10 protein-coding genes are annotated in these 14,747 nt (G+C 40.7%); 8 read left to right on the forward strand and 2 right to left on the reverse strand.

Features of this window, described 5'->3' with window-relative positions; genetic code table 11:
* Positions 1-5 precede the first annotated feature (5 nt).
* On the reverse strand, positions 6-689 hold the full coding sequence (locus tag BLQ18_RS07715; RefSeq protein ID WP_090293944.1) for a cell division ATP-binding protein FtsE: 684 nt from the start codon (positions 687-689) through the stop codon (positions 6-8).
* 146 nt (positions 690-835) lie between these two features.
* Here BLQ18_RS07715 and BLQ18_RS07720 point away from each other — a divergent pair, with 146 nt between their 5' ends.
* The 5 genes from BLQ18_RS07720 (at position 836) to BLQ18_RS07740 (ending at position 8,943) form a co-directional block, all read left to right on the forward strand.
* Positions 836-3,859, forward strand: a complete 3,024-nt coding sequence (locus BLQ18_RS07720; RefSeq protein WP_090293945.1) for a tetratricopeptide repeat protein — start codon at positions 836-838, stop codon at positions 3,857-3,859.
* 12 nt (positions 3,860-3,871) lie between these two features.
* The gene (locus BLQ18_RS07725) at positions 3,872-5,623 is read left to right on the forward strand and encodes a TonB-dependent receptor (RefSeq protein WP_090293948.1); all 1,752 of its coding nucleotides are present in this window, start codon (positions 3,872-3,874) and stop codon (positions 5,621-5,623) included.
* Positions 5,624-5,701: 78 nt separating this feature from the next.
* Positions 5,702-6,820, forward strand: coding sequence for an OmpA family protein (locus BLQ18_RS07730; RefSeq protein WP_090293950.1), 1,119 nt, complete (start codon positions 5,702-5,704; stop codon positions 6,818-6,820).
* Positions 6,821-6,862: 42 nt separating this feature from the next.
* The gene (locus tag BLQ18_RS07735) at positions 6,863-8,482 is read left to right on the forward strand and encodes an amidohydrolase (protein ID WP_090293952.1); all 1,620 of its coding nucleotides are present in this window, start codon (positions 6,863-6,865) and stop codon (positions 8,480-8,482) included.
* A gap of 23 nt (positions 8,483-8,505) precedes the next feature.
* Entirely contained in the window at positions 8,506-8,943 is a 438-nt protein-coding gene (locus tag BLQ18_RS07740; protein WP_139150375.1) for a hypothetical protein, read from the forward strand.
* A 46-nt stretch (positions 8,944-8,989) separates the two neighbouring features.
* Here BLQ18_RS07740 and BLQ18_RS07745 read toward each other — a convergent pair whose 3' ends face one another.
* Positions 8,990-9,520 (reverse strand): DUF2911 domain-containing protein, encoded by a 531-nt coding sequence (locus BLQ18_RS07745; protein WP_090293956.1) that lies wholly within the window; start codon positions 9,518-9,520, stop codon positions 8,990-8,992.
* Positions 9,521-9,756: 236 nt separating this feature from the next.
* On the opposite strand from BLQ18_RS07745, the gene asnB reads away from it, so the two are divergent.
* The 3 genes from asnB (at position 9,757) to BLQ18_RS07760 (ending at position 14,699) form a co-directional block, all read left to right on the forward strand.
* Positions 9,757-11,427, forward strand: coding sequence for an asparagine synthase B (gene asnB, locus BLQ18_RS07750; protein WP_090293958.1), 1,671 nt, complete (start codon positions 9,757-9,759; stop codon positions 11,425-11,427).
* 249 nt (positions 11,428-11,676) lie between these two features.
* Positions 11,677-13,617: a DNA topoisomerase (ATP-hydrolyzing) subunit B gene (gene gyrB / locus BLQ18_RS07755; RefSeq protein WP_090293961.1), complete on the forward strand. Its 1,941-nt coding sequence runs from the start codon at positions 11,677-11,679 to the stop codon at positions 13,615-13,617.
* Positions 13,618-13,688: 71 nt separating this feature from the next.
* The gene (locus tag BLQ18_RS07760; RefSeq protein ID WP_090293963.1) at positions 13,689-14,699 is read left to right on the forward strand and encodes a DUF6588 family protein; all 1,011 of its coding nucleotides are present in this window, start codon (positions 13,689-13,691) and stop codon (positions 14,697-14,699) included.
* Positions 14,700-14,747: the final 48 nt, after the last annotated feature.

Genomic DNA, 14,747 nt, shown 5'->3' on the forward strand with positions numbered 1-14,747 from the left:
TGCGGTTAAATTGCCTTTTGAATCACCTCAAAAAGTTTACTGCCATCACATTTTAAAGTTTTATGAGGGTACTTCAAAATCAAGGCGTAATCGTGGGTGGCCATAATAATGGTACGTCCGTTTTGGTTGATATCTTGAAGTACTTTCATCACCTCTACACTGGTTTGAGGATCCAAGTTTCCAGTAGGCTCATCCGCTAAAATTAGTTCAGGGTCGTTCAGTAAGGCTCTTGCAATCGCAATCCGTTGTTGTTCACCCCCAGAAAGTTCGTGCGGAAACTTAAAACCTTTGGTTTTCATGCCCACTTTGTCCAGCACCTCCTCAATCTTATCTTTCATTTTAATGGGGTCTGTCCATCCCGTAGCTTTGAGCACAAACTCAAGGTTGTTGTTGATGTTTCGGTCAGGCAATAATTTAAAATCCTGAAAAACGATACCTAATTTTCTGCGCAAAAAGGGAATGTCCTTTTCTTTTAGAGTGGCCAAATCAAAATCCACCACCTGGCCTGTACCTTGTTTAAACGGGATATCCGCATACAAGGTTTTCATAAAACTACTCTTCCCACTGCCCGTTTTACCGATCACATACACGAAATCTCCCTTTTTAACTTCTAGGTTGACATGGTTCAATACCAAATTTTCGTTTTGGAATACGGCTACATCTTGTAATTTTACGATGGTCTCAGGCATAATATGGATTTGAGAAATAAAGGTACTAAGTTCTAAAATTATTCTTCATTTTGGTTTCACCAAATTTTACAACTTTGTATTCCAATATACTTTGGCCTAAATTTTGACGTTATGAATAAAGTCAATCGAGAACAGCTTAGAACACTATGAATCGAAAAAACCTCCTTGCTATTCCCATTTTAATGGGAACTTTTTTTGCAGTATCCGCCCAGGAAACCCAAATATATACCCACGAAAACAAAGACTACCAAGATGCCTTGGCGCTCTACAACAATGAACAGTACCAGGCTGCACAAAACATTTTCGAGTCGGTAAAGTCAACTACCAAAGATTACGAAACAGAGGCCAATAGCGCCTATTATGCTGCCAATGCTGCGATTCGATTGAATCAGCGGGGAGCAGATAAATTGATGGAAGAATTTGTGGAGCGTTACCCAACTTCGACCAAAAGAAATTCCGCTTTTTTGGATGTGGCCGACTATTATTTTGAAACAGGAAAATATCCCTATGCCCTTAAATGGTACAAAAAAGTAGATGAATCTTCCATGCCGTATTCGGAGCGTGACCGCTATAATTTCAACAACGGATATGCTTTGTATGCCTCCAAACGTCCAGAAGAGGCAGAGCGGTATTTGAACAAAGTGACCACTTCCCAAAAGTATGGTTCACAGGCCAAATATTATTTGGGATATATTGCCTATGAACAAGATGATTACAGTGCTGCAAATGCTCGATTTGATCAAATTCAAGATCCTGATTTGTTGGATGAGAAGTTGACCTATTACCAAGCTGACATGAATTTTAAGCTAGGGAAGTTTGAGGAAGCGATTGATTTGGCTAAAAAACAATTGGCAAAATCCAACCGACAGGAAGTTTCGGAATTGAACAAGATCATTGGAGAGAGTTATTTCAACTTGGAACAATATGCCGAGGCCATTCCATATTTACAAGAATATAAAGGGAAACGCGGCAAATGGAACAATACCGATTATTATTTGTTAGGGTATAGCCACTACAAGTTAGGTGATTACCAAAGTGCGATTCAGCAGTTCAATAAAATCATTGACGGGAATAATTCGGTTTCCCAAAATGCCTATTACCACTTGGCGGAATGCTATTTGAAGTTGGATAAAAAATCCGAGGCCTTGAATGCGTTCCGAAATGCTTCGCAAATGGATTTCAGTCCAGAAATTCAAAAAGATGCTTGGTTGAACTATGCTCGTTTGAGCTACGAAATTGGAAATGCCTATGAACCCGTACCCCAAGTGTTGACCACATATTTGGAAACTTATCCAAATGATGAGCATCAACTGGAGATTCAAGAACTTTTGGTGGACTCCTATATTACTTCAAGAAATTTTGAAGGCGCGATGGAGCTTTTGGAGAAAAACAAAAACTACGCAAGCAAGGAAACTTATCAAAAAGTGGCCTATTACCGAGGGGTGGAACTTTTTATTGATGGGGATTACGAGGGTGCTTGGGAACGCTTCGATAAATCGTTGAAGAGTGCCGAAAATGCAACTTTTGAAGCTCGAGCGTTGTATTGGAAAGCTGAATCGGCCTATAGGATGAATCGATTTGAAGAGGCCTTAGTCGATTTTGTGCGGTTCCAAAATTCAACGGCGGCAAGATCGCTTCCCGAATATGAGCAATTGGATTACAATTTGGGGTATTCCTATTTCAAACTGAAAGATTACAACAACGCCACTTCCTATTTTCAAAATGTGGTAAGTTCCAATGCCATTGATGAAGCCAGGAAGAATGACGGGTATTTGCGATTGGGCGATAGCTATTTTGTGAACAGAAAATATCAATTGGCAAAGAAAGCGTACGATGCTTCATCAAAGATGAATGGACCAGAACGCGATTATGCAGCCTTTCAAAAAACACTTTGCGATGGCTTTTTGGGCAACAACTCAGCCAAGATTGAGGGTCTCAACCAGTTTTTGACCATGTTCCCGACATCCACTTTGCGAGACGATGCCTTGTTTGAATTGGGGAACTCTTACATTCAAAACAACCAAGAAAATTTAGGCTTGCAAACCTACGACCGAATCGTTTCCGAATTTTCTAAAAGCAAATTTGCCCCTAGAGGATTGTTGAGAGCAGGTTTGGTGCATTACAATGCGAGTCGAAACGATCAAGCTTTGGACAAACTGAAAGAGGTAGTCCAAAAATATCCGAATACGCAAGAGGCCAAACAAGCAGTGGCTACGGCCAAATTGGTGTATGTAGATGAGGGTAGAGTAAGTGAATATGCTGCATGGGCCAGAAATCTCGATTTTGTGGAGGTAACGGATGCCGAACTCGATAATGCCAGTTTTGAATCCGCAGAAAGAAAACAAATCGAGGGCAAGACCGATGCCGCCATTCGTGGGTACGAAGATTACGCCAAACAATTTCCAAATGGATTGCATATTGAAAGTGTAAATTTTGCCTTGGCGCAACTCTACTTTGCTAAAGGGCATAAAGACCAAGCCTTGCCAAAATATAAAGCTGTTGCCGATAGTGGAACTGGGGAATATACCGAACAGGCCTTGACCCGAGTTTGTGAAATTTATGTGGAGAAACAGGATTACAATAGTGCCATTACGTATTTGGAGCGTTTGGAAAGCACTGCGGGAATCGTGGAAAACAGAACTTTTGCCCAGTCCAATTTAATGAAAGGGTATTATGGTCAAAAGCAGTATCCCCAGACCATTGCCTATGCTGAAAAAGTTTTGAAAGCCCCAAAAATTGACGACCGCATTAAAAGTGATGCACAAATCATGATTGCGCGTTCCGCCATTGCAACGGACAATGAACGTTTGGCGAAAACGGCTTACCAAGAAGTGCAACAAATCGCATCTGGGGAATTGGCCGCAGAGGCTTGGTATTACGATGCTTATTTTAAAAATAAAGAGGAAGACTTTGAGGCTTCTAACACCTCCGTTCAAAAATTGGCCAAAGATTATGCGGCCTACAAAGAATGGGCAGGGAAAGGTTTGGTGATCATGGCGAAGAACTTCTACAATCTGGGTGATGCTTTTCAGGCTACCTACATTTTGGAAAGTGTGATTTCGAACTTTTCCGAATTTGAGGATATCGTTTCGGATGCAGAAAGTGAGTTGGCCACCATTAAGGCCAAAGAGGCAGAGAGCAATTCATCCGTAGATCCCAACCAAAACTAAACGAGACACAACATGCAAAAGAGAACCTATATATTTTCATTACTTTTTTTGAGCCTTTGCGGAGTGGTTATCGCCCAGGAAGAGGATAACATTGGTACGGAAACGGTAACGGTGGTAAAACCGTATTCCCCTACCGTTTCGGATGCCTTTAAAATCAAGTCCTCCCCAAGTTTGAACGATTCCATTGTGCTGCAAAAGAAGAAAATCAATTACAGCATATTTTCGGTACCCGTAGCATCTACATTTACCCCAGCAAAAGGAAAAGCTTCGGGAGTTGAAAAAACTCCGCCTCCAACTTTGTACAATTCGTATGCATCGGTGGGGTTGGGCAATTTCAACAATGCCTTGGTGGATTTTTACACAAGTCGCGAATTTAATCGAGGCGAAGACCTTTTGGATTTTGGTTTGACCCATAATTCTTCCCGTGGAGATTTGGACTCCACACCTTTGGACACTGATTTTTATGATACCAAGGTAAATGCTTCCTACGCCAAAAAAGACCGTTATATGGATTGGGGGGCAAGTATTGGTTTGCAACATCAACTCTATAATTGGTATGGCATCCAGAGTGAATTGTTCAGCGAAGACGAGATTAATGCCATGGATGAGACGCAAAATTATTTCAATGCAGAGGCCAAGGCGAATTTCAACATGGAAGATTCCCCATTTAAAGGTGGGAATGTATTGTTGAGACGTTTTTGGGATGCTACCAAATCCGCAGAAAACCGTGCAGTGATCAACCCAACTTTTGAGCTGCCCATTACCGAAGAATTGATTACCATTTCTGCCAAAGTGGATTATGTGGGAGGTAGTTTTGAAAATGGAAGCATTACGGAAGGGGTAAATGAAGGGGAGAAGAAGTATGGTTTGCTTCAAGCAGGGGTAAACCCAAGCCTTTTGATCCTACGTGATGACCTTACCGTAAATCTTGGTGCCAATATTGTCTACGGTTTGGATATTGAAAACAGTGACAGCAACTTTTATATTTATCCAGCAGTTACCGCTTCATATCGATTATTGGATGAAAATGTAATCGCTTATGGGGGAATCGAGGGCGAGTTGAAACAAAACTCCTATCACGATTTTGTGGACGAGAACCCCTATGTGTCCCCAACTCTAAATATTGAACCTACTGACCAACAATATGAGGGGTATTTAGGATTAAAAGGACAATTGACCTCAAATATTGGATACAACATCAAAGGATCATACATGGCGGAAAACAGAAAACCCTTGTTTTACCAAAACAGTGTAAATACGGACAGAACTGATGAAAAGAGCTATTACTACGGTAATTCTTTTCAGGTGTTTTATGATGATGTGAAAACTTTGGGTGTCTTCGGGGAAATCAATGTGGATGTCAACCGAAATTTTACTTTGGGAGTGAACGCAGAGTTTTATGATTACGATACAGAAACGGATAATCCAGCGTGGAATTTACCCTCAATAAAGGGTTCTTTGTTCATGGATTACCAGATTACGGATCAATGGTATATGGGGGCGAATCTGTTTTATGTAGGGGAGCGGGATGCTTTGACCTCAGTTGTGCTAACCAATAATGTGCCTCCAACGATTACCTACACGCCAATTACCTTGGATGGCTTTTTTGATGCCAATGCCCATGTGGGATACCGCTTCAACGATCAACTTTCCATTTTTGTTAAAGCATCGAATATTGCGAACAACAATTACCAGCGTTGGGCCAATTTTAGAGTGCAAGGATTCCAAGCTTTGGCAGGAGTGTCTTATAAGTTCGATTTCTAATTTGTAGGATTTTACGCAATAATTTTGCAGATGGGACGTTTTGTACATTCCATCAATGCATTGATAATCATGTGATTGATGGTTCTCAAAGTTCTGGAAACCATGCGATTTCGACCTCAATACATAGCCTCAACTATCCTATTTCTGTCGGCCATTGCTATATGCTTTTCCCAAAATTTGGTATTGAATGGTGGTTTTGAGGACTTCATTAACTGTCCAGTGAAAATGAGCAATCTCAATCGTGATGCGGAACATTGGAGCGCACCATCTTTGGGAACTACCGATTATTTTAACCAATGCAGCAAAACAAAATTGGGTGTGCCCATGAACTTCAAAGGGAAACAAGACCCCTACGAAGGTTCAGGTTATGCAGGTTTGTATTTGTATGCACCCAAAGATTATCGAGAATATATTCAAGTGCCATTGCAGGAAACTCTTGAAAAGGGAAGCCGATACCGTTTGACCTTATTCATCAGCCTTGCAGAAAAATCAGATGGTTCTGTGATGGATATTGGTGCTGTATTTGCCGAAAAACCGCTTTCCATCCATACCAAAAGACAACTTTCACATGGCGTTTTGTCTTCTTCACCAGTGCAAACAACCCACATCAAACAATTTCCTGCCACTGGACTGTATGAGGACAAACAGAAATGGATGGAGTTAAGTTTTAATGTGGTGGCCAAAGGTTTTGAAACCCATTTGATTCTGGGCAATTTTAAAAGTAATGCAGGAACCACTTATGTGAGTCACAATAAAGAGGCAAATAAAGAAGAGGGCTACTCTTATTACTATTTGGATGATATTTCTTTGACCTACCTTGGTCCTGAGTACAAAGCCAATGAGGTGTATGTGTTAGATCATGTCAATTTTAATTTTGACCGATTCGACCTTCAGCCCAAAGCGAAGCAAAGCTTGCAAGATGTTTATGAATACTTAAAGCAAAACCCCAATCTCGAAGTGGCCATTAGTGGACATACAGATGATTTGGGTTCCGATGAATACAATGATGTACTTTCTCGGGAAAGAGCATTGGTCGTTGCTAATTATTTAATCGCCTTGGGTCTGGATAAAAAACGAATTTCCTCCAAAGGCTACGGGGACAAAAAACCAATCGACTCAACATTGACAGAAGAAGCTCGACGTAAGAACCGACGTGTGGAATTCGTTATGACCGAGTTTGAAGACGAAGACCCTTAATATTCCTTTGCTTTTTCTATTTTTGGTGGAAACCATCCGAAAATGAAAAAGTTCCTTTTTATCTCTATTACTTTTCTGGCACTTTCTTGCCAAACCAAAGAAGAGGTTGATCTTATTGTTCAAAATGCCAACATCTACACTGTGGATGGTGATTTTTCAAAAGCATCGAGCATTGCCATCAAAGATGGAAAGTTTGTTGCGGTAGGTAATATCGAAGAAATCACTCAAAAATACAACGCCAAAGAACTTTTAGACGCTGAGGGCAAAACCATTGTTCCTGGTCTGATCGATGCCCATTGTCATTTTTATGGTTTGGGACAAAATCAGCAAGTGGTGGACTTGGTAGGAACCTCGAGTTATGACGAAATATTGGAAAAGGTTGTCGCCTTTCACAAAGAGCGTCCATCCAGTTTTGTGATGGGTAGGGGATGGGACCAAAACGATTGGGAAGTGAAAGAATTCCCGACCAAAGAGAAATTGGATGAATTATTTCCAGATACGCCTGTTGCCTTGCGTAGAATTGATGGCCATGCCCTTTTGGTCAATCAAAAAGCGTTGGATTTGGCTGGAATTACAGTCGATACTAAAACCGAGGGGGGTGAAATCGTAAAGGAAAACGGTAAACTAACGGGTGTTTTAGTGGATAATCCAATGGGACTTATCGATCCTATTGTTCCTCCATTAAGCACAGAACAACAAATTCAGGCACTAAAAGATGCTGAAAGAATTTCCTTGGATTATGGATTGACCACTGTGAATGATGCAGGATTGTCCAGGGAGACCATCGAACTTATTGATAGTCTGCAACAAGCAGGAGAATTGTCCATTCGTGTCTATGCGATGGTAGCCAATTACCCCGAGAATTTGGATTACTTTTTAAATAAAGGCATCATCAAAACCGATGGTTTAAATGTAAGTTCAGTAAAAGTGTATGGTGATGGCGCTTTGGGTTCCAGAGGAGCGGCTTTGCGTGAACCATATTCCGATAAACCTGGGCATTTTGGAGCCATGGTAACCCCAGTGGACCAGATTGAAGCATTAGCGCAACGAATTGCTGCCTCTGATTACCAAATGAATACCCATGCGATTGGGGATTCTGCCAATATTGTAGTGCTTAGAGCTTATGATAAAGCTTTGGAAGGGAAATCCGACCGCAGATGGAAAGTTGAGCATGCTCAAGTAATTTCCCCCTCCGATTTTGATTATTACGAAAAGGGAATCATTCCATCCGTGCAACCCACCCATGCTACAAGTGATATGTATTGGGCAGGAGATAGATTGGGTTCAGAACGTGAAAAGGGTGCCTATGCTTACAAAGATTTATTGGAAAAAGCTGGATTGGTCGCTTTAGGGACCGATTTTCCCGTGGAACGTGTAAGTCCATTTTTAACTTTTTACGCTGCTGTTGCCAGACAAGATTTGGAGCAATATCCAGAAAGAGGCTATCAAATGGAAAATGCTTTGTCTCGGGAAGAAACCTTAAAAGGGATGACCATTTGGGCAGCCTACTCCAATTTTGAGGAGGATGAAAAGGGAAGCATTGAACCAGGTAAATTTGCAGATTTTGTCATTTTGAGTGAGGATATTATGACTGCTCCTTTGCAAAACATTCCAAACATAGAAGCCGAACAAGTCTTCTTGGGCGGTAAAAAGATGAAATAAGTTTGAATGTCATTCTGAACAACGTGAAGAATCTTTCAAAACACGCACCGATAAGTTTTTCAATTTGGGTATTATTACTTGTTTTTTCGGGATGTAAGAATGATGGGCCACCAAAATATGAGGATTTTGATGAAAATGATTTCGATCAGGTGCCTGCGGTTGTGATTAAAATTACAAGAACACCTATCGTTGGAAATAGTTCACATTTTAGATGGGATGAAATCAATGTTTATTATGCGTACAATCTTAAATCAGATTCAATTTTGATAGGCAAGGAATTGGATGTTGATTTAGCGTTGAAAGAGGGTGATGGTTTTTATGTTCTAGTTCATAAAAAAGATAAGGATATCAGTTTCATTGCAGGTCACCGATTATTGCCAAATGACCAAAAAATTCTTGAAAGCTATCTAAGGAAATCAAAAGAGAAAGGAGTCAAGTATTTTGGTGTTGAAGAAGAATAAAAAAAGCCCCAATTAAGGGGCTTTTATCTTTTAGCAACTTTTCTGCTTAATAAGAAAGTGGCAAAGTAACGCGAGTGGTTCCCCATCCCATTACCATATTTCCGTCATCGTCAAAAGCAATGGAAAAAGCTTCCAATTCTTCACTATCGGAGCTTACTTTGGCAGTAGCTCTTGCTACATCGCCATCACTGTTGTACGAATAAGCACCCCATTCATGCAGGTTGCTGTTCAAAATAACAGTCCATTCGCCTTCACCTGGAATAGTGAACAATGCATAAGAACCTGCTTTGATGGATTTACCACCAAAAGTTACGCTTTTATAAAAAGTAACTTCGGTAGACTCATTGGCGCCAGTTCTCCATACTTTACCAACAGGGGCAAGTTCATCCAAGCTACGTCCCTTAAGCTGTGGGCGGCTGTAAACTACTTTTGCCATTTTATTGGTTTCCCTAGAGCTGGAAGGGTAGTATGCAATGTCCGCAGGACTCGCGTCCAGTCCACTGAATTTCTGTGCTGTAGCCTCGGTCGTAAATACAAGACCTGCAAATAACATTAGTACTAAGGTTAAATTTTTCATGATTTTGGTTTTAGTTTATTGTCAAATCTAATTAATAATTGTTCAATATAAAGACGATAAAATAAAGGAACCTTACAATGTGTTCGATGTAATAGCTAAAATCATTGAAATTATTTCATTTTGATATAAATGATAGTTAAATAATTTCAAAGTGTAGTTTAAAATTAATATTTAGTTTTATATATTAAGTTTATAGTTCATTTTTGTGTCATAATTGTAACAATAAATAAAAAATTATGTGTGGAATTGTTTGTGCATTTGATGTAAAGGAAAGTACGGAGGTATTGCGCCCACAATTATTGGAAATGTCTAAAAAAGTTAGGCACAGAGGGCCAGACTGGAGTGGTATTTATGCTAATGATAAAGCAATTTTGGCCCACGAGAGATTGGCAATTGTAGATCCAGCATCTGGAAAACAACCATTGTTCAGTGCCGATGGAAAATTGGTATTGGCCGCCAATGGTGAAATATATAACCATCAAGAACTTCGTAAGCAGTTTGAAGGCAAATATGACTTTCAAACCCAATCGGATTGTGAAGTGATCTTGGCTTTGTACCAAGAAAAAGGAGTAGACTTTGTGGATGAAATGAACGGTATCTTTGGATTCGCCATTTATGATTCCGAAAAGGATGAGTACTTCATCGCAAGAGATCATATGGGAATTATTCCATTATATATTGGATGGGATAAGAATGGAACTTTTTATGTGGCTTCCGAATTAAAGGCTTTGGAGGGAACTTGTTCTAAAATCCAACTTTTTCCTCCAGGACACTACATGCATAGTTCTGATGGCGAATTTGTAAGATGGTACCAAAGAGATTGGATGGATTATGATGCCGTAAAAGAAAACGAAACCAGTATCCAAAAAATCAAAGATGCGTTGGAAGCTGCCGTACACCGCCAGTTGATGTCCGATGTACCTTATGGGGTGTTGCTTTCAGGAGGATTGGATTCTTCTGTAACGTCTGCCATTGCAAAAAAATATTCCCAAAAACGAATTGAGTCTGGTGATACTGCCGATGCTTGGTGGCCTCAATTGCACTCCTTTTCTGTAGGACTTGAGGGTTCTCCAGATTTGGCAGCTGCGCAAAAAGTGGCCGATCATATCGGAACCGTTCACCACGAAATAAAATTCACTATTCAAGAAGGTTTGGATGCCATCAAAGATGTGATCTACAACTTGGAAACTTACGATATCACCACCATTAGAGCCTCCACGCCTATGTATTTGATGGCTCGTGTAATCAAATCCATGGGAATAAAAATGGTATTGTCTGGTGAAGGGGCGGATGAGTTGTTTGGTGGGTATTTGTATTTCCACAAAGCACCAAGCCCAAAAGATTTCCACGAAGAAACTGTTCGCAAGTTGGATAAACTTCACATGTACGATTGTTTGCGCGCCAACAAATCTTTGGCTGCTTGGGGAATCGAAGGCCGTGTACCATTCTTGGACAAAGAATTTATGGATGTCGCCATGACCATCAACCCAAAAGATAAAATGATCAACGGTGAGCGTATGGAAAAATGGGTAGTACGTAAAGCCTTCGAAGATTATTTGCCAGAAAGTGTGGCTTGGAGACAGAAAGAACAATTTTCGGATGGTGTAGGATATAGCTGGATTGATACCTTGAAGGAAATGGTAAACGAAGAGGTGAGCGATGAGCAATTGGCAAACGCGCATTTCAAATTCCCAATCCAAACTCCGACCACCAAAGAAGAATATTATTACAGATCTATTTTTGAAAGTCATTTCCCTTCCGATGCAGCAGCCTTGTGTGTACCTCAAGAGCCATCGGTAGCTTGTAGCACCAAAATTGCACTCGAATGGGACGAAGCTTTTAAAAACATGAACGATCCTTCAGGTAGGGCAGTGGCCAAGGTGCATACTGATGCCTATGAAAAATAATCCATTATTTAAATCAGATTAGAATGAATCGGTTTTAAAGATCGTTTCATTTAATTAGCCAAAAAAGCCCCTTTTTAAGGGGTTTTTTTATGAAAAGGATGCTGACTGCCACTTATTCAACGAAACGCTCATTTTTCCACAGTATTTGTTGATAACTTAGGGTGTCCAATGCCTTCCGAAAACCCTTTTCAATAGGGTAATCATTATATTTGTAAGATTTGAAAATTTGAAGGCAAACACAAAGTATATATGAGCGAAGAAGCGAACAAAAAACAGTACTCAGCGGATAGTATCCAGGCCCTTGAGGGTATGGAGCACGTGCGTATGAGACCTTCCATGTATATTGGAGATGTAGGGGTCCGTGGATTGCACCATTTGGTGTATGAAGTAGTGGATAACTCCATTGATGAGGCCATGGCCGGATATTGCGATTCCATTGAGGTGATCATCAACGAGGACAACTCCATCACTACAAAAGATAACGGTCGGGGTATTCCGGTTGGCTTGCACAAAAAAGAAGGTGTTTCTGCCCTTGAGGTGGTAATGACCAAAATTGGTGCGGGCGGTAAATTTGATAAAGATTCCTATAAAGTTTCCGGTGGGCTTCACGGGGTTGGGGTGTCGTGTGTGAACGCACTTTCCAATCACCTTAAAGCGACCGTCTACCGAGAAGGTAAAGTTTGGGAACAAGAATATGAAAGGGGTAAAGCACTATACCCAGTAAAGAGTGTTGGTGATAGCGAAGAGACTGGTACCGTCGTTACATTCGTTCCAGATGACACCATCTTCACCCAAACCACAGAATATAACTATGAAACCTTGTCCAATAGGATGCGAGAGCTTGCCTATTTGAACAAAGGAATCACTATATCCCTTACCGATAAAAGAAATAAGGACGAGAAAGGAGAATATATTTCAGAAACATTCCATTCCGAAGAAGGGTTAAAGGAATTTATCAAATTCTTGGATGGAAACCGTGAACCATTGATTCAGAGTGTAATCTCCATGGAAGGAGAGAAAAACGGAATTCCTGTTGAGGTGGCAATGGTGTACAACACTGGATATACCGAAAATTTACATTCCTACGTAAACAACATCAACACCCACGAAGGAGGTACTCACCTTTCAGGATTTAGAAGAGGTCTAACGTCTACTTTAAAAAAGTATGCCGATAACTCTGGGATGCTTGATAAATTGAAGTTTGAAATTTCTGGGGATGATTTCCGTGAAGGACTTACCGCAATTGTTTCCGTAAAAGTGGCCGAACCACAGTTTGAAGGTCAGACAAAAACCAAATTGGGGAACCGCGAGGTGACCAGTGCAGTGAGTCAGGCGGTATCTGAAATGCTTACCGATTATTTAGAAGAGCACCCAGATGATGCCAAGCAAATTGTAGAAAAGGTGAAATTGGCTGCCCAAGCTAGACATGCAGCGGCCAAGGCACGTGAAATGGTTCAGCGTAAAAACCCAATGAGTGTGGGTGGCTTGCCAGGGAAACTGTCCGATTGTTCCGAACAAGACCCAACCAAATGCGAAGTATTCTTGGTAGAGGGTGATTCCGCGGGTGGAACGGCCAAACAAGGAAGGGATAGAAACTTCCAGGCGATTTTGCCATTGCGTGGTAAAATTTTGAACGTAGAGAAAGCCATGCAGCACAAGGTTTTCGAAAACGAAGAAATCAAAAACATTTACACTGCCTTAGGGGTAACCATTGGTACCGAAGAAGACAGTAAAGCATTGAACCTTGATAAATTGAGATACCACAAGGTAGTGATCATGTGTGATGCGGATGTGGATGGTAGCCACATTGAAACCTTGATTTTGACTTTCTTTTTCCGATACATGCGTGAACTAATTGAAGGTGGACACGTATACATCGCAACACCACCTTTGTATTTGGTGCGTAAAGGACAGAAGAGAAGATATGCTTGGAATGATAAGGAACGTGATGAAATTAATGCTTCCATGAATGGAGGAGCAATTATTCAACGTTACAAAGGTCTTGGGGAAATGAATGCAGAACAATTGTGGGATACTACAATGAATCCTGAATTCAGAACATTAAGACAAGTTACTATTGATAACGCATCGGAAACAGATAGAATATTCTCTATGTTGATGGGGGATGAAGTTCCTCCTCGAAGGGAGTTCATCGAGAAAAATGCGGTCTATGCGAATATAGATGCATAAATAAATGCCGTTCACAACAAAAACTCGCCCCAGAAAGGCGAGTTTTTTAGTTTTAGGGAAAATTTTAAATAATGAAGAAGATTCTTTTATTATTGGCATTAACGTCAGTTTCCCTAGCGAAAGCACAAGGCATCAACGATTTATTGGTTTCGGGTGTAGATGATGCCAACCGATTTGCCAATTCTTTTTTGGCTCCCGTTTCAGAAGCTGCCATTTATGGCATCTCAACAGGATGGTACAATTCGGCAGATGCGAAACCCCTTGGCGGTTTCGAAATTTCAATTGTAGGAAACATAACAGGATTCAAAAACAAGGAAGACAAGAAAGCCTTTTTGTTGGACCCTGCTGAATATGACAATTTGGACTTTGTTCAGAATCCAGGTCAACCCCGATTGGTGTCTACCGCCTTGGGTGATATTGAAGGAATTCAGGTTTTTGTGGAAGATGAAAGTGGTTTGTTCCGTGAAGAATTTGAACTGCCCTCGGGTCTAGCAGCCGAGGACTTTAATTTTATTCCTTCTGGCTATTTACAAGGTAGTGTTGGTTTAGTTAAAGGTTTGGAAGTAAAAGCTCGTTTTTTGCCCAAAATCAAATTTGATGATGATGCTAAAATCGGACTCTTTGGTGCAGGATTGCAATACGATTTCACCAAAATGCTTCCTGCTGACAAATTATTGCCAGTGGCAATTTCTGGGGTAATAGGATACACCAATTTAAGTGGGGAATACGATTTTACCGAATCCAGTACCATTGATGGTAGCGACCAACGGTTAGATGCCAAATTCAAAACATGGAATTTTAGTGCAGTGGTTTCGACAAGAAATATTCCAGTAATCAATTTTTATGGAGGACTTGGTTATATCACAGGTAAATCTGATATCGATGTGCTGGGTACCTATGAAGCCAATGGGCCATTTTTCTCAGAAAGAGTAGTGGATCCCTTTAGCGTTTCAGAAAAAGTAAGTGGAGTAGCGGCCAATTTGGGTACAAAAATCAAATTGGGATTCTTTAGAATCAATGCCGAGTACAATTTTGCAGAATTCAACACCTTTACTTTCGGATTGAATTTTGGATTCAGATAAAACCAAACAACCAAACATAAGAAAGGCCCCAATCTGCATTGGGGCCTT

The organism is Flagellimonas zhangzhouensis, from assembly GCF_900102925.1.
Lineage (GTDB): Bacteria > Bacteroidota > Bacteroidia > Flavobacteriales > Flavobacteriaceae > Flagellimonas > Flagellimonas zhangzhouensis.

Bases quoted from the DNA above. Each gene is read 5' to 3' on its own strand.
- BLQ18_RS07715 (WP_090293944.1), bottom strand. From the start codon at position 689: ATGCCTGAGACCATCGTAAAATTACAAGATGTAGCCGTATTCCAAAAC.
- BLQ18_RS07720 (WP_090293945.1), top strand. From the start codon at position 836: ATGAATCGAAAAAACCTCCTTGCTATTCCCATTTTAATGGGAACTTTT.
- BLQ18_RS07725 (WP_090293948.1), top strand. From the start codon at position 3,872: ATGCAAAAGAGAACCTATATATTTTCATTACTTTTTTTGAGCCTTTGC.
- BLQ18_RS07730 (WP_090293950.1), top strand. From the start codon at position 5,702: ATGGTTCTCAAAGTTCTGGAAACCATGCGATTTCGACCTCAATACATA.
- BLQ18_RS07735 (WP_090293952.1), top strand. From the start codon at position 6,863: ATGAAAAAGTTCCTTTTTATCTCTATTACTTTTCTGGCACTTTCTTGC.
- BLQ18_RS07745 (WP_090293956.1), bottom strand. From the start codon at position 9,520: ATGAAAAATTTAACCTTAGTACTAATGTTATTTGCAGGTCTTGTATTT.
- asnB (WP_090293958.1), top strand. From the start codon at position 9,757: ATGTGTGGAATTGTTTGTGCATTTGATGTAAAGGAAAGTACGGAGGTA.
- gyrB (WP_090293961.1), top strand. From the start codon at position 11,677: ATGAGCGAAGAAGCGAACAAAAAACAGTACTCAGCGGATAGTATCCAG.
- BLQ18_RS07760 (WP_090293963.1), top strand. From the start codon at position 13,689: ATGAAGAAGATTCTTTTATTATTGGCATTAACGTCAGTTTCCCTAGCG.